General features: G+C 69.9%; 19 protein-coding genes. 9 read left to right on the top strand and 10 right to left on the bottom strand.

Annotated elements, in window-relative coordinates; genetic code table 11:
* Positions 1 to 453: 453 nt before the first annotated feature.
* The 3 genes from AB0B94_RS08620 (at position 454) to AB0B94_RS08610 (ending at position 5,085) form a co-directional block, all read left to right on the top strand.
* Complete coding sequence (locus AB0B94_RS08620) at positions 454 to 3,156, top strand: ricin-type beta-trefoil lectin domain protein (RefSeq protein ID WP_357270270.1); 2,703 nt, start codon at positions 454 to 456, stop codon at positions 3,154 to 3,156.
* 352 nt (positions 3,157 to 3,508) lie between these two features.
* The gene (locus AB0B94_RS08615; RefSeq protein WP_238670950.1) at positions 3,509 to 3,805 is read left to right on the top strand and encodes a DUF6582 domain-containing protein; all 297 of its coding nucleotides are present in this window, start codon (positions 3,509 to 3,511) and stop codon (positions 3,803 to 3,805) included.
* 65 nt (positions 3,806 to 3,870) lie between these two features.
* Positions 3,871 to 5,085, top strand: coding sequence for an FUSC family protein (locus AB0B94_RS08610; protein WP_357270266.1), 1,215 nt, complete (start codon positions 3,871 to 3,873; stop codon positions 5,083 to 5,085).
* A gap of 68 nt (positions 5,086 to 5,153) precedes the next feature.
* Here the strand turns inward: AB0B94_RS08610 and AB0B94_RS08605 are convergent, their stop codons facing one another.
* Positions 5,154 to 5,579: a VOC family protein gene (locus AB0B94_RS08605; RefSeq protein WP_357270263.1), complete on the bottom strand. Its 426-nt coding sequence runs from the start codon at positions 5,577 to 5,579 to the stop codon at positions 5,154 to 5,156.
* A gap of 168 nt (positions 5,580 to 5,747) precedes the next feature.
* Between AB0B94_RS08605 and AB0B94_RS08600 the strand changes: the two genes are divergently transcribed.
* Positions 5,748 to 7,577, top strand: coding sequence for a glycoside hydrolase family 15 protein (locus tag AB0B94_RS08600; RefSeq protein ID WP_357271015.1), 1,830 nt, complete (start codon positions 5,748 to 5,750; stop codon positions 7,575 to 7,577).
* Between the two features lie 9 nt (positions 7,578 to 7,586).
* Here AB0B94_RS08600 and AB0B94_RS08595 read toward each other — a convergent pair whose 3' ends face one another.
* Positions 7,587 to 8,402: a DUF72 domain-containing protein gene (locus AB0B94_RS08595; protein ID WP_357271012.1), complete on the bottom strand. Its 816-nt coding sequence runs from the start codon at positions 8,400 to 8,402 to the stop codon at positions 7,587 to 7,589.
* A 124-nt stretch (positions 8,403 to 8,526) separates the two neighbouring features.
* Here AB0B94_RS08595 and AB0B94_RS08590 point away from each other — a divergent pair, with 124 nt between their 5' ends.
* Both AB0B94_RS08590 and AB0B94_RS08585 read left to right on the top strand, forming a co-directional pair.
* Entirely contained in the window at positions 8,527 to 9,537 is a 1,011-nt protein-coding gene (locus AB0B94_RS08590; protein ID WP_357270260.1) for a glycosyltransferase, read from the top strand.
* A gap of 59 nt (positions 9,538 to 9,596) precedes the next feature.
* A complete protein-coding gene (locus AB0B94_RS08585; RefSeq protein WP_357270257.1) occupies positions 9,597 to 10,325 on the top strand; it encodes a Clp protease N-terminal domain-containing protein in 729 nt (242 codons plus the stop codon).
* Positions 10,326 to 10,335: 10 nt separating this feature from the next.
* On the opposite strand, the gene AB0B94_RS08580 is transcribed toward AB0B94_RS08585, so the two are convergent.
* Together AB0B94_RS08580 and AB0B94_RS08575 are read right to left on the bottom strand one after the other, a co-directional pair.
* Positions 10,336 to 10,854 (bottom strand): hypothetical protein, encoded by a 519-nt coding sequence (locus AB0B94_RS08580; protein WP_357270254.1) that lies wholly within the window; start codon positions 10,852 to 10,854, stop codon positions 10,336 to 10,338.
* Positions 10,855 to 11,006: 152 nt separating this feature from the next.
* Positions 11,007 to 11,201, bottom strand: a complete 195-nt coding sequence (locus tag AB0B94_RS08575; protein WP_357270251.1) for a DNA repair protein — start codon at positions 11,199 to 11,201, stop codon at positions 11,007 to 11,009.
* Positions 11,202 to 11,372: 171 nt separating this feature from the next.
* On the opposite strand from AB0B94_RS08575, the gene AB0B94_RS08570 reads away from it, so the two are divergent.
* Positions 11,373 to 12,035, top strand: a complete 663-nt coding sequence (locus AB0B94_RS08570; protein ID WP_357270248.1) for a GNAT family N-acetyltransferase — start codon at positions 11,373 to 11,375, stop codon at positions 12,033 to 12,035.
* 341 nt (positions 12,036 to 12,376) lie between these two features.
* Here AB0B94_RS08570 and AB0B94_RS08565 read toward each other — a convergent pair whose 3' ends face one another.
* The 4 genes from AB0B94_RS08565 to AB0B94_RS08550 form a co-directional block, all read right to left on the bottom strand.
* Complete coding sequence (locus AB0B94_RS08565; RefSeq protein WP_357270245.1) at positions 12,377 to 13,075, bottom strand: TetR family transcriptional regulator; 699 nt, start codon at positions 13,073 to 13,075, stop codon at positions 12,377 to 12,379.
* A complete protein-coding gene (locus tag AB0B94_RS08560; RefSeq protein WP_238670958.1) occupies positions 13,038 to 13,532 on the bottom strand; it encodes a DCC1-like thiol-disulfide oxidoreductase family protein in 495 nt (164 codons plus the stop codon). The genes AB0B94_RS08565 and AB0B94_RS08560 overlap by 38 nt, the downstream gene beginning before the upstream one ends.
* On the bottom strand, positions 13,529 to 14,098 hold the full coding sequence (locus AB0B94_RS08555) for a hypothetical protein (RefSeq protein WP_357270242.1): 570 nt from the start codon (positions 14,096 to 14,098) through the stop codon (positions 13,529 to 13,531). The genes AB0B94_RS08560 and AB0B94_RS08555 overlap by 4 nt, the downstream gene beginning before the upstream one ends.
* A 135-nt stretch (positions 14,099 to 14,233) precedes the next feature.
* The gene (locus tag AB0B94_RS08550) at positions 14,234 to 15,688 is read right to left on the bottom strand and encodes a glycoside hydrolase family 3 N-terminal domain-containing protein (protein ID WP_357270239.1); all 1,455 of its coding nucleotides are present in this window, start codon (positions 15,686 to 15,688) and stop codon (positions 14,234 to 14,236) included.
* A gap of 169 nt (positions 15,689 to 15,857) precedes the next feature.
* On the opposite strand from AB0B94_RS08550, the gene AB0B94_RS08545 reads away from it, so the two are divergent.
* The gene (locus tag AB0B94_RS08545; protein ID WP_238670961.1) at positions 15,858 to 17,033 is read left to right on the top strand and encodes an ROK family transcriptional regulator; all 1,176 of its coding nucleotides are present in this window, start codon (positions 15,858 to 15,860) and stop codon (positions 17,031 to 17,033) included.
* 118 nt (positions 17,034 to 17,151) lie between these two features.
* Here AB0B94_RS08545 and AB0B94_RS08540 read toward each other — a convergent pair whose 3' ends face one another.
* Positions 17,152 to 18,162 carry an ABC transporter permease subunit gene (locus AB0B94_RS08540; protein ID WP_357270236.1) on the bottom strand — a complete coding sequence of 337 codons (1,011 nt, stop codon included), beginning with the start codon at positions 18,160 to 18,162 and terminating at the stop codon, positions 17,152 to 17,154.
* A complete protein-coding gene (locus AB0B94_RS08535) occupies positions 18,159 to 19,157 on the bottom strand; it encodes an ATP-binding cassette domain-containing protein (RefSeq protein ID WP_357270233.1) in 999 nt (332 codons plus the stop codon). Before AB0B94_RS08535 ends, AB0B94_RS08540 begins: the two co-directional genes overlap by 4 nt.
* Positions 19,158 to 19,288: 131 nt before the next feature.
* Here AB0B94_RS08535 and AB0B94_RS08530 point away from each other — a divergent pair, with 131 nt between their 5' ends.
* Positions 19,289 to 20,131, top strand: a complete 843-nt coding sequence (locus AB0B94_RS08530) for an ABC transporter ATP-binding protein (protein WP_091397101.1) — start codon at positions 19,289 to 19,291, stop codon at positions 20,129 to 20,131.
* The last annotated feature ends 8 nt before the right edge of the window (positions 20,132 to 20,139 follow it).

Here is a 20,139-nt window from a genome sequence, read left to right as displayed (position 1 = left end):
GTCGCGGGGACCCGCGTGGGGGGATCGCGGGGGCGTTGTCGCGGGACGGTTCGAGGGTCGGCTGTCGGCGATGTCGTAAGCGATTCAGCTCCAAAGGAAGGCCGGACCGCCGGCGTGCCCTGGCGCGCCGAGGTGCGTGCGAGTGGTCGCGGGCAGCGACGACGAGGCGCCGTGTCGGCGCTACGGATTCGTCGGACGACGAAAGCAGGGGGGTGCGGGCGGCATGGCTGATCTGCCCGATCCGATGGCATTTCTGCATAGACGCCCTCCAATTGCCGGTTGCATTGGTCAGACGTGTGACCTACGCTCCCAGTAGAAATTTCGGGGCGGTTAACAAAGAGTGCGGTCGGGGCGACGGAAGTCCCCGCCGGCCCTTAGTGGCGTCGCTGTTCCGTACTCGTCGCTCGATACGCACTTTGGGCATCACATCGACGACCAGTGAGAGGAACAGACGTGAAGTCAGCCATATCCACCGCTCGAATGTCAGTGCTGGCGGTGGCGGCGCTTGTCGCCGCCACACTGCCAGCAGTGCTGACAAACCAACTACCGGCCTCGGCCGCGGTCCAGGCGACCTACTATGTCGCCCCGGACGGTAACGACGCCAATCCGGGCACCCTGCAGTCGCCATTCCGGACCCTGCAACGTGCCCGGGACATCGTTCGTACGGTAACCACGAACATGACCGGCGACGTCAACGTCTTTCTCCGCGGTGGAACCTACCCGGTGAGCAGCACTATCGAATTCGGGACGAGCGACTCCGGCACCAACGGATTCCGGGTCAGTTACGCGGCCTACCCCAATGAGAAGCCAGTCCTTGACGGTGGCGTCCAGGTGACCGGGTGGAGCCAGCACAGCGGCAACATCTGGAAGGCGCCGCTGGACCGAACCAACAAGTTGCGGGCGCTGTACGTCAACGACAAGCGCGCGTACATGGCGTCGAAGACGATCAGCTCGGCCGGCTGCTACGGCACGTACAACATCACTGCCAACCAGGCCTCGTGGGCCTGGGAGTCGGGGTCGCAGTGCGACGGTGCGAAATACAGCCTCAACGACTTCCCCGCCGTTCCGCGCAACCAGGACGACATCGAGATCGAGACGGGTACGACCTGGACCACTGCCATCGTGGGTGTCCGCCAGGTGACCACGAGTTCCGACGGCGCGAACCGGGTGGCCCTCTTCCAGCAACCGGGCGCAGCCATCGCGCAGGGCGCGTTCAACGGCAACGCCCAGGTGGGCGGCACCCACAAACTCATGAACGCGTACGAGTTCCTGGACGCGCCCGGCGAGTTCTATTTCGACAAGGGCACCAAGACGGTCTACTACTACAAGGCCAGCGCCGAGAACATGTCGACCGCGACGGTCTACGCGCCGAACAACGTCACCACGTTGCTCCGGGTGGCCGGCACCTCGACCAGCAGCCACGCGCGCAACATCACGTTCTCCGGACTGACGGTCCAACACTCCGACTGGAACCTGTTCAACGTCGCCGGCTCGTCCTTCAAGCAGGCGCAGCAGGGCAACCTCGGCGCCCAGGTGTACGCGAAGGGCAACTTCCACGTCTACTACTACCGGAATGTGGACGTGACGCCCGGCATCATCCAGATCCAGAACGCCGACGGGGTCCTCCTGCAACGTAACCGGATCCAGCACACCGGCGCCGACGGAATCAACATGATCAATGATGTGCAGAGCACCCAGTTGATCGGAAACCACACGAACGACATCGCCGGGTCCGCCATCACCGTCGGTCATCCCCAGCACGTCTACATCGGGGACGGCACGTCGACCAACCGCGAGAAGTACTCCGCGTCGGTCGAGGGGCTACCGAAGAACATCGACATCAAGAACAACTACCTCTACGACAGCGCAGTCCTGTTCAACGGGCACAGCCCCATCTCCGCGTACTTCGCCGACACCCTCACCATCCAGCGCAACCGGATCGAGAAGACCCCGTGGTCGGGCATCACGCTCGGCTGGGGCTGGTGGAACTTCGACGGATCGTCGGGCTCGATCGTGCCGAACCGGCCGACCACGACGGCGAGAAACAACACCATCAGCTACAACCACATCATCGACACGGTGCAGCGCCTCAGCGACACGGCTCCGATCTACACGCTCGGCAGCCAGCCCGGCACCACGATCACCAACAACTATCTCCAGGGCGTGCCGTCGGGCCACAAGTACGGACTGCACCCGGACGAGGGCTCGGCGTTCATCACCTTCCGCGACAACGTTCTGAGTATCGACAAGAACGTCACCTGGATGATCAACTCCGACGACTTCGGGCGGAAGCACGACCTGAGCATCACGCAGATCTACGGCCCGATCAACAAGGTCTCCAACAAGAACCTGCCGAACAGCACTGTCGCCGACATCCTTGTCTCCTCCGACTATGTCTGGCCGGCGACGGCGTACGGCATCGCCGCTAACTCCGGCCTTGAGGACGCGTACCGCGACATCATTCCGGCGAGCAGTTTCTCCGCGCCGAACTATGCGCTGCCCGCCAGCACCTTCGTCACCAGTGCCACGGCGTCGATCCCGATCCGGAGCATCGGCGACGCCACCAAGTCGGTCTGGTTGGCACCGTACGGCACCACCACCTTCACCGCCGGGGCGACGATGACCAGGGCGACCGGCACCGCCACCTCCATCGCCGTGCCGGCCACCCAGGGCGAGTACCGGCTCTACGTCGTCGACGCACAGGGCAACCGGTCGGCCGAGTCGACCTCGATCGTCAGGCAGCAGCAGGGCGGTGGCAGCGGTACGGGTAACGGACAGCTCGTGGGTGGCCAGTCCGGTCGCTGTGCCGAGGTGCCCAACTCCTCGACCACGAACGGCACCCAGACCCAGCTGTGGGACTGCTCCAGCGGCACCAACCAGCGGTGGACCCAGACCGCCAGCAAGCAGTTGACCGTCTACGGCAACAAGTGCCTGGACGCGTCCGGGGCCGGCACTGCCAACGGCACCGCGGTCATCATCTGGGACTGCCACGGCGGGCTCAACCAGCAGTGGAACATCAATGCCAACGGCACCGTGACGAACGCCCAGTCCGGGCTCTGTCTCGACGCCAATGGCGCCGCCACCGCCAACGGCACCAAGCTCATCCTCTGGTCCTGCAACGGCGGCACCAACCAGCAGTGGACGCTGCGTAGCTGACCCGAGCAGACCCCGGGGCCAGGCCGACACGGGCCTGGCCCCGGCTGTTTCTGGACGTCGCCGGAGATCATGCGCAGGCCGTTGGGCATCGGCGTCCGGCCGTTCGAACTTTGGCGAGCGAGCGGTGGTAGACCGGGAATCCGGTGGTCTCGACCGGCCTTCCCGTCCTCGCTGGGAGGCGGCGGGCGGCGCGACGTCGGTCGGTTCGGTGGCCTACTCCATAAAGGACGGCGGGTGGAGGGCTTCGGCTCCGCCCCGCCGGTCGGCATGATATGGATCTTGCGGTCGGCAGTGGTCCGGAAAATCTCGGCTTCGGAGGTGCTGCCGGACAGCGCGCGGGTAATGCCAGACGATGACATCAACCTGGAAGCCCCACGAGAAGCACGGTGGCCTGTCGGACAAGGACAAGCGCGAGCTGCCGGAGAGCGTCTTCGCGTTCCCCGGCAAACGCAAGGAACCGATGACCGATGCCAGCCACGTCCGCAACGCCATCGCCCGCTTCGATCAGGTGCAGGGCGTCACCGACAAGGACCGGGACCTGGCCTTCCAGAACATCCTCGCCGCCGCCAAGCACTACGGTGTCGACGTCGCCGAGACGAACTGGCGCCAACTCGGCAAACTGCCGCACACCCCGAATCCCGCCCACTGACGGGACGCCCGCACGATTCGGCTCGCTCACCGGATAGGTTCGCCTCCACTGGGTAAGCGGCGCGGATGCCCGCCAAGCAGGAGCCGGCAGCTGACAACGACCCGCCTCCGCACGGGGTGTCACGGGTCGATCGAACGTGGGCCGGACTGCGCGAGCGGGTACGGCACGGTCTGCGCACCCGGACCTGGCGTCTTCGCCTCTACGGGCTGCTCGCCGTGCAGGCCGGTGTCGCGGCGACGATCGCCTGGTTCGTGGGGTACCAGTTCCTGGACAATCCCGCCCCGGTCCTCGCGCCCACCACCGCTGTCGGCATCGTGGCCGCCTCGATGGGCACACGCCTGCGGCGCACCATCGAGCTGCTGGTCGGGGTCGTTCTCGGGCTCGCCGCCGGTGACGCGCTCATGCCGCTGTTCGGCATCGGTGCCTGGCAGACCGGCCTGGTCGTCGTACTGGCGATCATCGTCGCCATTCTGCTCAAGGGCGGTGGCTCCCTGCTCACCCAGGCCGGTGGCACCGCGGTGCTCATCGCCACCTTGGAACCGCCCGTGCGTGACCTGTCCGTTCCCCGCTTCGTCGATGCCGCGGTCGGCGGACTGGTTGGGTTGGCGGTCGGTCTGCTGGTGGTGCCCATCCACCCGCAGCGGACCGTGCGGCGTCTGGCCGAACCCGTCCTCGACCCGGCCATCACCGCCATGCACGATCTGGCGGCGGCGCTGCGCCTTCGGGATCTTGACGGCGCCCAGCGGAGCCTGGGCGCGTTACGCGGCCTCGGCTCCCGGCTGACCGCGCTGGACGAGGGGCTCGGCGCCGCACAGGAGGTGGTGCGACTGGCGCCACTGCGCTGGCGGGAGCGCCCGTCCCTGGCCTACTACACGGATGCCGTCCGGCATATGGAACGCACCCTGTACAGCTTGCGCGCGATCGCGAGGAGGCTCACCAAGGCCCTGCGGGACGGCGAACCAATGCCGGAGGAGTTGGCCGGGGCCATCGACCTGCTGGCAGACAGCGTGCAGACGCTGCGCTGCGCGATCCGCGCGCGGGCTGAGCCGCAACAGGCGCGCCAGCAGATCCTGACCGCCGTCGAGTTGGTCGGAAAGGCGCAGGGGCCCGCCGCCTCGGATCCCACCCGCCCGCACACGCACCGGCTGGGCTACTCGGGCATGATCGCCGCGGGTGACTTCCGTACGTCGGCGCACGACCTGCTGATGGCCAGCGGGCTGAACGCCGACGAAGCGGCAGCGCTGGTGCGGCGGACGGCGGACCGGGACGAGTGGGACTGAGCCGCCCTGGCGCCTCCGCCGCTGTCGCTGAAGCCAGCCGCCCGTCGGGAATCCCGAGCGAGCCCCCGTCAGGTCGCCTTCAGCGAGGCGAGCACGTCCAGGTAGTGCGGGTTCTTCATGACTCCCAACACGTTGCCGAACGGGTCGACCACCGCCGCGGTGATGAACCCCTCGTCTCCGTGCGGAGTGATCGGCTGGTACTCCGTGGCGCCCATCGCCAGCAGCCGCTCGACTGTCGCGTCGAGGTCGTCGACGCACCAGTGCATGACCACGCCGCCCGGCCCGGTCGCCGCGCCGGCCGGTGCGTACCTGCTGTCGATGATGCCGAGTTCGGCCTGGTAGTCCCCTGTGCGGAACTCGGTGTAGGCCGGGCGTCCGTCGGGGCCGGGGCGCATGAAGTACGCCTCGACGCCGAGAAGGTCCGCGTACCAGGCGGTGGCCGCTGCCACGTCGTCCGCCCAGATGTTGAGTGTGGCGAATCCTCGCAGGCTCATCAGGTTGTCCCCTCGTCGATGTCGTTGGTGGTGACGCTATCGACGATTGCGGAAGCTTTGCCTCCGCAATGAGCATTGGGTCTCGGCCGTGTCGAGCCGCGGACCGCATCTTTCGTCGGCTCCCGGGTAGTCGCCGCCATTGCCAGTACGAGAGTGGCGGGGGACAGCGTGGACAGCTACCCGGCAGTCGAGAACCACGGTCTGATCGGTGATCTACAGACCGCGGCACTGATCAGCACGGACGGTACTGTCGACTGGTTCTGCGCGCCCCGCTTCGACTCGCCGAGCTTCTTCGGCGCGCTGCTGGACCGCCGCAACGGCGGCCACTTCCAGCTCTCGCCCGACGGCGTCGACTACACGAGCAAACAGCTCTACCTGCCCGGCACGCCGATCCTGATCACCCGCTTCCACAGCGCCGACGGTGTCGGTGAGCTGTTGGACTTCATGCCCGTCACCGGTGCCGAGGCCACCGACCGGCACCGGTTGATCCGGCTGGTCCGGATGGTCCGGGGAAGCATGCAGTTCCGCTTCCACTGCCACCCACGGTTCAACTACGGGCGCGATTCGTACGAACTGGAGGTGCACCCCGAGGGCGACGTCTTCCGCAGCCAGACGATGACCCTCACCCTCGCCGCCTTCAAGAACTCGCTGCGCCAGTTCGGCACGAGGGACGTCCGCCGCGACGCCAACGGCGTGTCCGCGTCGTTCACCCTGCACGCCGGCGACATCGGCGGAGTGGTCCTGGAGACGGCCTGCCCGCACGCGCCCCGAGCACTCAGCACCGACGAGGCGTGCGAACTGCTCGCCGAGACCCGCGACTACTGGCGGCGGTGGGTGGGCGGTTCCCGGTACAAGGGCCGCTGGCGGGAGGTGGTCGAGCGGTCGGCGATGACCCTCAAGCTGATGACGTACGCACCGACCGGCGCCCTGGTCGCCGCGCCCACCGCGGGGCTGCCCGAGCAGATCGGCGGGCAGCGGAACTGGGACTACCGCTACACCTGGATCCGGGACGCGTCGTTCTCCGTGCACGCTCTGCTGCGCCTGGGCTTCACCGACGAGGCCGAGAGGTATCTGCTCTGGCTCGACGCGCGCATCCGCGAGGCCCGGGACGGCAACCTTCCGCTGCAGATCATGTACCGCATCGACGGCTCACCGGACCTCCCTGAGGAGGTGCTGGGTCACCTGGAGGGATACCGCGGCTCCGCGCCGGTGCGGATCGGCAACGGCGCCGCGGGCCAACTCCAGCTCGACATCTACGGCGAGGCGCTCGTCTCGTTGGAGCTCGCGGACCGCAACGGGCTGATCGCGCCGTACGAGGGGTGGCGTAAGACGGCTGGGCTGATGGACTGGCTCTGTGCGCACTGGGACCAGCCCGAGGACGGCATCTGGGAGACCCGTTCCGGTCGGCATGACTTCACCTACGGTCGGGTGTTGTCCTGGGTCGCGCTGGACCGGGCCATCCGCATCGCGCGACGCCGGGGCCGCCCCGGCGACATCGCCCGCTGGTCCGCCGAACGTGACGCCATCTACGAGCAGGTGATGACTCGTGGGTTCAACCAGGAACGTCGCGCGTTCGTGCAGCACTACGGCTCCGACATTCTGGACGCGTCGCTGCTGGCGATGCCGGGGCTGAACTTCATCTCGCCGACCGATCCGATGTGGGAGTCGACGTTGCGGGCGATGGACACCGGACTGGTCTCCGACAGCCTGGTCTACCGCTACGACCCGAGGGCCTCGCCGGACGGTCTCGCCGGCACCGAGGGCACCTTCAACATGTGCACCTTCTGGTACGTGCAGGCGCTCGCCCTGGCCGGCCGGATCGACGACGCCCGGTTGACCTTCGAGAAGATGCTCACCTACAGCAACCCGCTCGGTCTCTACTCCGAGGAGATCGCGCCGACAGGTGAGCAGATCGGCAACTTCCCGCAGGCGTTCAGCCACCTCTCGCTGATCAGCACGGCGGCCCACCTCGACGACCTGCTCGACAAGCAGGGCTGACCCGTCGGGTCAGAACAGCGTCGACGGCTCGATCGGGATCGGCTCGGGCAACGCGTCGAGCCCGGGTACCCGGGCCCGTACCTCGTCGTGGAACCGGCGGGCGAGCGCCGGCGCTTCGGCGTTGTCCGGGGTGTGGATGAACATCGTCGGCGAGCGTCCCTCGCGAAGCCAGGTGACGACCACGTCGATCCAGCGCTGCCACCCCTCGACAGTCCGCGTCGAGTCGTCGCGACCGAGGTAGCGGACGATCGGCCGGTCGGTCAGCGCGAGGCATCGGAGCGGCACGCGGGGCTTCTTGGTCCAGGCGTCCCGTTCCGCATCGCTGGTCGGTGGGCTCGTGAAGAAGGCGGTCGTGTCGAAGGGGATCCACTCGGCGTGGGCGGCGGCGAGGGTCGCCCCGAGCAGCCGGGTCGCGCGGGCGTCGCTGAAGAACGCGGGATGGCGCACCTCCACCGCGTACCGGTGGGACCGCGGAAGCTGCTCCAGGAAACGGCCCAGGGCCGGGACGTCGGCGGGCGCGAACGAGCCGGGTAGTTGGATCCAGAGGGCGTGGGCGCGCGGGCCGAGCGGTTCGATGGCGTCCAGGAAGGCGTGCAGTGGTTCGTCGACGTCGGTGAGCCGGCGTTCGTGGGTGATGACCTTGGGAAGTTTGAGGACGAACCGGAAGCCCGGATCCGTCTGGGCGGCCCACGAGGCCACGGTGTCCCGGGCCGGGGTCGCGTAGAACGTGGTGTTGCCCTCCACGGCGTCGCACCAACTGGCGTAGTGCCGCAGGCGCTCGGTGGGCGGCAGCCGGTGGCCCGGCCACGACCTGTGACTCCACATCGCGCACCCCACGTGCAGACGCATGACCGCCCTTCCCGCTGGTGACCGCGCTCGACCGGAGCCCACCGTATACGGGCCGGCGGACCCGGCCCGCCCCCCGGTGCGGCAGGTAGGGTCCGACGCCATGCGTGTGCTGTTCGCCAGTCTTGCGTCCGTCGGTCACACCTACCCGCTGATCCCGCTGGCGATCGCGGTCCGGGACGCCGGACACGAGGTGCACTTCGCCGCCGGGACGGAGGTGCATCCGCCGCTCGCCGCGCACGGCCTGCGGCCGTTCCGCCCCGGCGACGCCTTCTACGAGGTGTACGCCGAGGACCTCGCACCGGAGTTGGCGCGGCTGCGCCCCGACCTGGTGGTGCACGAGTGGGGGCTGCCGGGGGCGGCCGTGGCGGCTCACCGCGCCGGGATCCCGGGTCTGTGGCACGGGTTCGGCCGGATGTTTCCCGAGGGCATCGGCCTGGAACTGCCCACCAGGAACGCCGAGGTCGTCGGTCGGCCGCACCTGGACATCTGGCCGCCCTCCCTTCAGGACAGCAATTTCCTCGCCACCGAACGTCGGATCGAGCTGCGTCCGGTCGCCTTCTCGACAACCGCCCGGCTGCCCGAACGGGTGGGCCGTCGGACGTCCCGGCCCCTGATCTATCTGACCCTCGGCACCGCGTTCGGCACGCCGGAACTGCTCCGCACCGCCATCGCCGGCCTGGCAGCGCTGGACGCCGAGGTGGTGGTCGCGGCGGGCCGGGTGCCAGTGGAACAACTGGGCGAGATCCCCGACCACGTCAGCGTGCACCAGTGGGTGTCGCAGGCGGAGTTGCTGCCACTCGTCGACGTGGTGGTGCACCACGGTGGCAGCGGCACCACCCTCGGCGCGCTCGCGGTTGGCGTGCCGCAGTTGCTGCTGCCGCAGGGCGCCGACCAGTTCGCCAACGCGGACACGCTCGCCGCCGCCGGTGTCGCAGTGCGGCTCCTTCCCGGCGAGGTGGACGCGGTTGCCATCGCCGGGCAGGCGCACCGCCTGCTCCCGCGGTACGGCCAGGTCGAGCAGCGAGACGCTGCACGCCTGATCGCCGAGGAGATCGCCGCCATGCCCTCACCGGCGGCCGTCGCCCAGCTCCTGCCGGAGTATGCCGCCTGAACGAAGCCGTTCGTCAACTCAGGGTTGACGCAAAGAGTGCGTCAACCTATGGTTGACGCATGACAGATCCTCTCCAGATAAGTAACCCCGTCAAGCTCGACGACCTGATCCAGGCGATCAAGACGGCGCACACCGACGCGCTCGACCAACTCACCGACGCGGTCATCGCCGCCGATCACCTCGGCGAGATCGCCGATCACCTGATCGGGCACTTCGTCGACCAGGCCCGGCGCTCTGGCGCCTCCTGGACCGACATCGGTCGCAGCATGGGGGTCACCAAGCAGGCCGCCCAGAAGCGCTTCGTGCCGAAGGCGACCGAGGCGGCCGCGCTCGACCCCAACGCCGGCTTCGGCCGGTTCACCCCACGTGCCCGCAACGTGGTGATCGCCTCGCAGGAGGAGGCCCGCGCCAGTGGCAACGCCGAGATCGGCCCCGGGCACCTGGTGCTGGGCCTGCTGGCCGAGCCGGACGGGCTGGCCGCCAGGGTGATGGCTGGTCGCGGCGCCACCCCCGAGGCGGTACGGGAGGCGGTCGCTGCCGTCCTCCCACCACGGGCCGAGCAGGTGCCGGACCTCATCCCGTACGACGCGCGCGGCAAGAAGGCGTTGGAGCTGACGTTCCGGGAGGCGCTGCGCCTCGGGCACAACTACATCGGCACCGAGCACATTCTGCTCGCCCTGCTGGAGCAGGAGGACGGCGCCGGAGTGCTCACCAACCTCGGCCTGGAGAAGGCGACTGTGGAAGCCGACCTCGCCACCGCCCTCGCCGCCGCCGTCGGAAAGAAGTAACAACCGGGGGTCAGGACACCTCAGGGAAGCCGTAGCGCAGGGCGTGCTCCGGATCGGCAGCGTCGATCTGGCGTATGCCCGCGTCGGCGAGGCGCTTGTTGACCTCGTCGAGGTGCTCGCGCACCAGGCGGGCCTCCTCCTCGGTCACCCGGCCCCGGTGGGGCTTGCCGGCGTGCTCCAGCGTGCCGTAGTCGATCTTCTCGGTGGTCTTGCGGGCCTTGGGCGGGCGAACCCGCTCGGCCGTCTTCAACAGTTGCGCCATCGGCACGTCGGTGGCCATCGCGTCGAACTCGCTGGCGGTCAACACCACCCGGCGGGGCTCGCCGCCACCGTGCCGGTCGTGGATCTCCACCACCGCCACGTCCAGCGCGGCGTCGTCGATGTTCTCCACCTCGCCGGGGGTGGCGTCCAACTGCACGGGCCCGGCGACCAGGTCCGGGTGCTCCAGCACGACGACACGGACCACCTCGTCGTCCTGCTGCAGAACCGTGCCGGTGAAGTCGGAGACGTGGATCGTCTTCTTGCCCATGCGCGGAGCTTCTCCTGTCGTAGGCCGGGATGGCGGACCCCAAGAAATTACCCGACAGGTGTGCGAAAGCCGCCGCTGGACCTCCTCGGGTGTGTCGGCCCCGGCCAACGTCAGAGGCTGCCCGTCGGTGCCATCACCCACTCGGTGGTGCGTCAGTGGTTGTTCAGGCGGTGCCTACCGGAGCTGCCGACGGACAGCTTGTTCAGACCGGCCCAGGACAGGGAACCGCCGCCGATTGTCCGAGGGTTCCGGTAGCGCGGCTGGGGCGGATTGCCTCCGACGGCCTCCGCCGCCTGCCAGAGTCGCTCAGGGTCCTGCTGGTAGTGGTCGCTCGGCTGAATCGGCATGCGTTCACCGTCCCAAACAAAGGTGTCCAGATATGGAAATACATATGACGGTCGATCCGAGTGCCGGGTTCCCGCACCCCTTTCCCGCTCGGCCCTGACGTATCCTGCGCCCGGCCCCGCCGTCCGGCGTACGGTGATCGACGACGGGTCGGGTGACGCGGGGAGGTGCGCATGCTCGACCGGCGGCTGCACCTGCACCTGGCCACCTGGCTCGGCCAGTGGCCGGCCGGGCCGGGGTTGCACGTGGTCGCCTCGCAGCGGCGGGCCGAACCGGCCTGGGACGGCCGGCTACGCCCCGCGCTCGCCGTGGACAGCGGGCAGAGTGCCGTGCTCTCCGTGGCGCCGGACCGTGTGGCGGCGATCCGCGCGTTGGTTCGCCGTACGCCGGCTCGCTTGCTCGCCGCGCTGCCGGAGGCCGTCGGCCGGCCCGACTTCTGCGTACACGACGGCCCGTTCCGGTGGAGCGTGTCGCCCGCCCCGCTGCCCGACGTGGGGGAGTGGACCGAGCCGACCGCCACCGGGCTGCCGCCGTGGCTGCGACTCTTCGACAGGCCGGTGCTGGTGGTCCGTGATCCGGACGGCGGCTATCTGGCCGGTGCCGGGATCAAGCGGCACGACGCGTACGGGCACGAGTTGGCAGTTGGCACCGTGCCGGCCGCCCAGGGGCGTGGCCTCGCCCGTCGGCTGGTGGCACAGGCGGCGCGGCGGGTGCTCGACGAGGGGGCGGTCCCCACCTACCTGCACGAGCGGGACAATCACGCCTCGGCCCGGGTCGCCGAAGCGGCCGGGTTTCCGGACCGGGGCTGGCGCGCGTACGGGGTCTATCCGCGCTGAGCAAGGCCCGAAGCGGTAGCGGCCCGCGATCTTGCACTTTCTGTTGCGGCACAGCGGGCATTTCATACATCTCGGCAACCGAGACTGCAAGATCGGCGCGGGAGGGCGGGATTGCGGCGGGGCGGGGCGCTGAACGCGCATTGGGCGCGGACCGTGGATCCCGGGCCGGATCCACGGTCCGCAACCTCCCCCCAGGCCCCGGTTCCGGGTGTAGCGGCGTGCCGCTACGTGTCGATCACGCTACGTATCGAACAGGCTCGGGGCAAGGTTGAAGCTGTCGGTTCGGAGTGTCGAAAAGCGGACTTGACCTGCTGCTTCACCGACCGAAGGATCCGGCCGGATCAGTGACGGAGCGTGCGAATCAGGTCGAGCACCTGGCGGGTCACCGGCCGCAGGACCCGGAGCCGGGACAGCGCCACGAGCCGGTCGACCAGTGGTACGGCCCCGTCGATGAGCTGGCGGGTCTTGGTCTGGCCCGGCGATCGGTCGTGCACCCAGTAGAGGATCACGCCCATGTACGCGAGCCAGAGCAGCTCGGGCAGCTGTGGGCGCAGTTCGGCGTCGACAGTGGCCGTCGATCCGGTCAACACCTCGCCGAAGAGGTCGATGGCAGCCTGTCGGGGGCCGGAGGACTCCGCGGAGAAGGGGCTCAACGGGGAGGTGGGCTCCGCCGCCGTCTTGAAGAAGGTCGCCGCGAATCCGTGTGAGGGAGTCAACACGTCGATCCCCGCGTGCAGCACCCCGGCGAGCCGGGGACCGAACGCCTCCTCCCGGTCGAGCACGGGCTGCGCGGCGGCCCGGTGCTCGACCTGGGACTGGGCGTAGAACTCCTGAATCAGGTGGTCCTTGGAACCGAAGTAGTAGTAGGCGTTGCCGACCGCCACGCCGGCCTCCTGCGCGATCGCCCGCATCGTGGTCTGGGCGTACCCGCGTTCGCGGAACAGCCGCATCGCGGTGTCCCGGATCAGCTGCCGGGTCTGCTCGCCTCGGGCGGTGGCTGGGTCACCCGCAGTGGTCGTCTGCGCAGGCTGTTCGGTCATCGGGGTCACCGTATCCCGCCGGTTCGTCGGTCGGCTCGGCCCACGGGTCGCGGATCCGCTCCCGGATCGCCGAGGCGGCGGCCACCGTCTGCCGGGCGAGGGGCAGCAGGTGTGGTCGGGCCAGCCGCTCGGCAGTGGACCGGTGGTCGGTCAGCGCCCAGAGGCAGGCGAACCAGGCGCCGTCGCCCGCGTACACCTCGCCGGTGTCGGCGATCACCGTGAGGTCGCGCAGCGTCGCGTCGTGATCCAGGCCGGGGAAGCGCCGCCGGGCCTCGGCGGACCCGGCCGGCACGAACTCCAGGGGTACGAGCTGGGCGCGGGACGACAACCAGCGGCGGGCGGCGCGGCAGAGTGGGCAGGCGGCGTCGAACAGGACGGTGAACCCCCGGATCCCACCGCCGGAGTGAGCGGTGGGATCCGGGAGCCGACCGCCGCCACCGGTCGGGGGCACTGTCATCGGGTTGGTGGGTTGTTCGTCGGGCCGACGCCCGGCTGCGGACCGGCCGGCTGGGGTCCGGTCGGGTGCGGGCCGGTCGGGTGCGCGCCGGTCGGCTGTGGTCCGCCCGGGTACGCGCCGACCAACTGCGATCCGGGAGGGGCGGACTGCATGGGGAGTCGGCCGATCGGGGCGAGCGGGGGGTGGGTGGCGAGCTGGCGGAGTCGGTTTCGGCGGTAGCGGCCGAGCGCGAAGACGTTGAAGAAGTGCAGCGCGCCGAGCACCAGCAGCACCAGGCCGATCTTGAGGGACAGCTCCTCCATGGCCTGGCTTGTCGAATCGACAGGGTCGGAGTGCTTCATGGCCACCGTGACGTAGCCGAGGTTGAGCAGGTAGAACCCGACCACCAGGAGACTGTTGACCGCTTGGGCGAGTCGTTTCTCGGCGAAGACCTCCTCCAGGAAGACCAGCCCGTTGCGGGACAGCGCTCGCGCCACCCAGATGGTCAGGCCGACGCTGACCGCCAGGTAGATCACGTACATCCAGACCTTGATGTCCATGTGGACGCCCTTCTTGAACGTGTTCAACTACCGATGTCATCAGACTAAGGTCGTTGTTGAACATGTTCAAGAAGTGGCGACCAGTGACTGTGGACACTCCGGCGCGGCGCTGGAGCGCGACACCCGGCCGAGCGGCTCAGCCCGGCCGGAGAACGCCGTGGCTCAGCCGGCCAGACCGAGCACCTCGGCCGCTGCGCGACCGTTGGCGTGGCTCGCACCGTAGGTGGTGACGAAGGCGCGGACGCCTGCCGGCCGCCACTGTGCCGGCCAGCCCATCTCCACCACTGTCACAGGGTGCTGGGCGGCCAGGTCGGCGATCAGCTCCGGGCCGCCGGGCAGCCGGTGCAGGTGTCGCCCGACCAGCACGATGGGACGGTCGCCCGCCAATCCGCGCAGCGTGGCCGGGTCGGTCTCGGTGGCGATCACCCGGATCTCGGGCACCCCGTCCAGGTGCGGACCGAGGCCCCACGGCACCCGACCCTCGGCGATCGTCGACTCGGTGTGCAGTTGCACCACCAGTGGCTGCTCCAAGCCGCTGAGCAGGCCGTCCACCCGGACCGCCCGACGCGCCGCCGCGTACCCCAGCTCGGTGTCGCCGGTGACCGGCGACCCGCTGGCGGCCCGGGTCCAGGCGGCGAGATCGGCGGCGCGGCCGGCCGCCTCCTCGACCCGCGCCCTCGCCAGCCGGCCGTCGGCGAGCGCGTCGACGATCTCGGCGGCCACCCGCTCGACCAGTTCGGCGTCCACCTTCGCGCCGATGCAGAGCAGGTCGGCACCCGCGCTCAGGGCCCGGACCGCAGCCGGCCCGACCCCGCCGGCGGCCACCGCGGCACCCTTCATCTCCAGCGCGTCGGTGATGACGGCGCCGGTGAAGCCGTACTCGGTGCGCAGCAGGTCGACCAGGACGGCCCGGCTGAAGGTGGCCGGGTCGGCGCCGGTGAGCGCCGGCACCCGGATGTGCGCGGTCATCACGGCCCGCGCCCCGGCGGCGACGATTGCCGCGAACGGCGGTAGGTCCCGCTGGCGGAGCAGGCCCAGCGGCGCGTCCACGGTGGGCAGTTCGTGGTGGGAGTCGGTGACCGTGGCGCCGTGGCCGGGGAAGTGCTTGGCGCAGGCGGCCACGCCGGCGGCCTGCAACCCGGCCACGGCGGCGGCGGAGTGGGCGGCCACCCGCACCGGATCCGCGCCGAAGGACCGGGTGCCGATCACCGGGTTGTCGTCGGCGGTGTTGACGTCGACAGTGGGGGCGAGGTTGACGGTGATGCCGAGCGCGGCCAGTTCGGCGCCGATCGACTGGTAGACCCGTCGGGTGAGCGCCACGTCGCCGATCGCACCGAGGGCGGCGTTACCGGGGTACGGGCTGCCGGTGGCGTGCGCCAGCCGGGTCACGTCGCCACCCTCCTCGTCGATCGCGATCAGCGCGTCGGGTCGCCCGGCGCGCAGCGCTGCGGTGCTCGCCGCCACCTGCGCGGGGTCGTGCACATTGGTGCCGAACAGGGTGTGCCCGGCCAGCCCGTCGGCCAGCAGGTCGACCGCCCAGTCGGGCGGGACCGGTCCCGGGTACGCGGCCAGCAGCGTGCCCAGCGCGAGCCGGCGCAGTCCTGGATCCAACCCCACGTGATCTTCCCCCTTCGGTGCCCTGCGGGTACGAAACGTCGTACCGGTGGTGGTCCTGGCCCTGCCGACTTGGCGGAGCGTCCCACAGTCGAGTGGCCGTTACGCTACGGCTACCCGTTCGCAGGTAGGTTTACAGTTAGCAAAGTTTACTAAAACTAGAGGACGTGTCATGAGTGCGACCCGGCTGCCCGGCACCCCCCGTCTGTTGCGGGCGCTCAACGACCGTGCCGCGCTGGAACTGCTCCTCGAACGCGGCCCGCTGACCCGGGCCCGACTCGGCGAGCTGACCGGGCTGTCGAAGGTCACCGCCTCGCAACTGGTCGAGCGGCTGGAGGAGCGCGGCCTCGTCGCGCGGGTCGGCGAGCAGGCCGGCGGGCGGGGGCCGAACGCCCAGCTCTACGCCGTCCGCCCGGGCAGCGCGCACGTGGTCGGCGTGGACGTCGGGCCGGATCGGGTGGTGGCCGCCTGCGCGGACATCACCGGTGCGGTCATCGGCCGGGTGGAGCAGTCGACCCGGGACACCGACGACCCGGTGGGCGTGGTGCACAACGCCGTCGTGCAGGCGGCGAGCAGCGCCCAGGCGCAGCTGAGCAGCGTACGACGGATCGTGCTCGGTACGCCGGGGCTGGTCGACCCCGGCACCGGCGACATCACCTTCGCCTTCAATCTGCCACGCTGGCACAGCGGTCTGCTCGCCGCGTTGCGGGACGACCTGCACACACCGGTGGTCTTCGAGAACGACGTCAACCTGGCCGCGGTGGCCGAGGCGCAGTCCGGCGCAGCGCAGGGGCTGTCGGACTTCGTGCTGGTCTGGGTGGGCGCCGGCGTCGGTCTGGCGATCATGCTGGGCGGGCGGTTGCACCACGGCAGCAGCGGCGCGGCCGGCGAGATCGGCTACCTGCCGGTGCCCGGCGCGCCCATTCCGCGCGACGTCTCCCGTCGTGCCAAGCCGGCCTTCCAGCAGCTGATCGGTGCGGACTCGGTGCGCGCTGTGGCCCGCGAGCACGGCTACCCGGACGCCGACGCCGCCGAGGCCGTCCGCGCGGCCGTCGCGGCCGGCGCCGACGGTGGTCCGATGCTCGACGAACTGGCCCGACGGCTCGCGCTCGGCGTGGCCAGCACCTGCGTGGTGCTGGACCCACCGCTGGTAGTGCTCGCCGGCGAGGTCGGCCAGGCCGGTGGCGCGGCGCTCGCCGACCGGGTGCAGCAGGAGGTCGCGGCGATCACCCTGGTCCAGCCGCGAGTGGTGCCGACCGGGCTGACCGAGGAGCCGATCCTGCACGGCGCGCTGCGCACCGCCCTGGACGCGGTACGCGACGAGGTGTTCGGCTCCACCGTCGGCTGAGCCCGTCGCGGCGGTCACATGAAGGAATATTTCACCGCTTCATAGTGAGTCGCAAGCTCTTGCCGGTTCCGGCCCGCCGGGGAGCCCGAAGGCCGCGTCAGCCCCCGGCGGACCAAACTCAGATCAGGTCCCGGCGACGGAACACGGCGAACGCCGCCGCGGTCAGCCCGCCGGTCACCGCGAGCAGCACCAGCAGCGCCGGGCCCCAGGTCAGGCTGTAGAGGCCCGAGCAGTAGCCGGTACCCGAGGCGCCGGCACAGAGCCGCGGGTCGAAGAACCGCGACTCGCCACTGAGCCACGCCCCGATGTAGCTGGAGAGCATCAGTTGGTCCGACCGTCGGACGTCGATGATCTCCAACACCAGACGGCCGCCCAACTCCCACACCACCGCGTACGCCGCCACCGCCCCCAGCGCCGCAGAGGTGTGCCGACCCAACGTGGCGATCGCGAAGCCCACTGCCGAGGCCAGCAGCACCAACACCAGGCCCCGGCCGTGCACCACACCGAGCGAACGCCAGAAGCCGTTGTCCAGCCGGCCCGGCAACCCGGCGCTCTGCCCGATCATCCAGAACGTGGCGAGGTAGGCCACCGACGCCAACAGGGACAGCACCAGCACCGAGCCCAACAGGGTGCCCAACTTGGCCGCGAGCACAGTCAACCGGCGCGGTCGCCAGAGCAGCAGATTCACCACACCGCCGGAGTTCAGATCCGCGCCGATGTAGGAGGCGCCGACCAGGAACCCGAACAGCACCAGGAACGCGATCAGGAAATGAAGCAACGACTCGGCCTGCTCAGCGAAGCTGAACACCCCCGGCAGGAAGTCGGCGGCGATCGGCAGCCGGTCCTGCCGGATCGGATCGAGGTCCGCGCAGTCGGCGAAATACTCGCTCGTGTCGGTCGGCGACCTTTCCTGCAGGCGGGCCAGGCACTCCTGGTGCGTGGTCTCCATACTCCGTCGCGCGTCGACGGCCTGCTGCCGCGCCGAGTTCAGTTCACTGGCGGTCGGCTTGTGGGAACCGGCCAGCGTGGTCGCCGCCGTAACGGCGAACGCCAACGCCAGCAGGACGACCATGAGCTGCACGAAGCGACGCGCGGACAGTCGTTCCAACTCGGCACGCACCAGGTTCACGCTTCCACTCCCCGATCGAGATCGATCCCAGCCTGACCGTGCGCCAGCGACGAGCCGTCGACCTGCCGGGGCGCCGACGGATGCTCGTACCCGCCGGTCAGCTCAAGGAAGACGCTCTCCAGATCCGGCCGCAGCGGCGTCAGCTCGCGCACCCACAGGCCCTGCTCACCGAGCACCCGGCTGACCACCGTCGGGTCGTCCACCCCGCTCACCACCAACGCCCCGCCGTCCACGACCGCCGTCAGCTCGGCCGCGTGCAGCAGCTCGACCGCCCGCTCCGGCTCGGCCACCCGGACCAGGAACTCGTGCCGGTCGTGGCCCGCCAGCACCTCGTCCACCCGACCGGTAGCGACCCGCCGCCCCCGCGAGATGATCGTGACGTGGTCACAGATCAGCTGGATCTCGCCCAGGATGTGACTGGACACCAGCACCGTCACCCCGTTGGCCGCCAACGACCGCGTCAGGTCGCGCATCTCCCGGATGCCCGCCGGGTCCAGCCCGTTCGCCGGCTCGTCCAAAATCAGCAACCGCGGGTCCTTCAACAGCGCGGACGCCACCGCCAGACGCTGCTTCATGCCCAGCGAATAGCCCTTCACCCGCTCATCGCCCCGGTCGTACAGGCCCACCAGATCCAGCACCTCGTCCACCCGCGAGACCGGCACCCCACCGGCGCGGGCCAACAACCGCAGCGTGCGGTGGCCGGTGAAGTTGCCGAAGAACTGCGGGCTCTCCACGATTGCGCCGACCTGGCCCGCCACCCGGGGCAGCAGCTCTGGCGACGGTTCGCCGAGCACCGTCATCCGGCCGCTGTCGGCGCGTACCAGCCCGAGCAGGGCCCGCAGCGTGGTGGTCTTGCCCGAGCCGTTGGGGCCCAGGAAGCCGTGGACCTGACCCGCCTCGACCAGCAGATCGAAACCGTCCACCGCCACCCGTCGGCCGCTGCGCATGCTGTGGAAGGTCTTGCGCAGACCCTCGATCTCGATGACCGCGCTCATCCGCGCGGCTCCGTACGTCGGCGGGGCATGGGCCGTCCTTCGGGCTTGGTGATCAACGACACGGCGCTTCACCCTATGGCTGAGGTGCCGCCCATGGGGGGCACCGCGGCGCTGCGTGGTTGGATGGTGTGGTGACTGGTGACCTGATCCCCGGCGCTGCCGGCGCCGCGCCTGCCGCCGCTTTCGTGGACCCGGATCTGGTGGTCAGCCTCGACGGCGTCGGCGTACGCCGCTCTGGCACCGCCCTCCTGCAGGACCTGACCTGGCGCGTCGAACTGGACGAGCGGTGGGTCGTGCTCGGCTCCAACGGTGCCGGCAAAACCACACTGCTCAACCTCGCCGCCGGTCGGCTGCACCCCACCACTGGTGTCGCGCACGTGCTCGGCGAGCGGATCGGCCGCACCGACGTCAACGAGCTGCGTACCCGGATCGGGCTCACCACCGCCGCGATCGCCGAGCGGCTGCCCGCCGACGAGCGGGTCAGCGATGTGGTGGTGACCGCCGCCTGGTCGGTGGTCGGCCGTTGGCGGGAGAACTACGACCGTGGCGACGAGGCGCGGGCGCGGGCGCTGCTGAGTCAACTCGGCGTCGGTGGGCTCGCCGAACGCCGCTACGGGACCCTCTCCGAGGGTGAGCGCAAGCGGGTGCAGATCGCCCGTGCCCTGATGACCGACCCGGAGCTGCTGCTGCTCGACGAGCCCGCGGCCGGGCTCGACCTGGGCGGTCGGGAGGACCTGGTCGCCCGACTGGCCGAGCTGGCGTACGACCCGGACGCCCCGGCGATGGTGCTGGTCACCCACCACGTCGAGGAGATCCCGCCCGGGTTCACCCACGCGATGCTGCTGCGCGAGGGTGGGGTGGTCGCCCAGGGCCTGCTCGCCGAGACGCTGACCGGTGACAACCTCTCCAAGACCTTCGGGCTGCCACTTGTGGTCGAGCGGTCGGGCGACCGCTTCACGGCTCGCGCCGCCTGAGCGCCGGA

This window comes from Micromonospora sp. NPDC048986, from assembly GCF_040649335.1.
Classification (GTDB): Bacteria; Actinomycetota; Actinomycetes; order Mycobacteriales; family Micromonosporaceae; genus Micromonospora; species Micromonospora alfalfae.
Note: the sequence above shows the minus strand (reverse complement) of the source record. Positions and strands in the feature narration are given on the sequence as shown.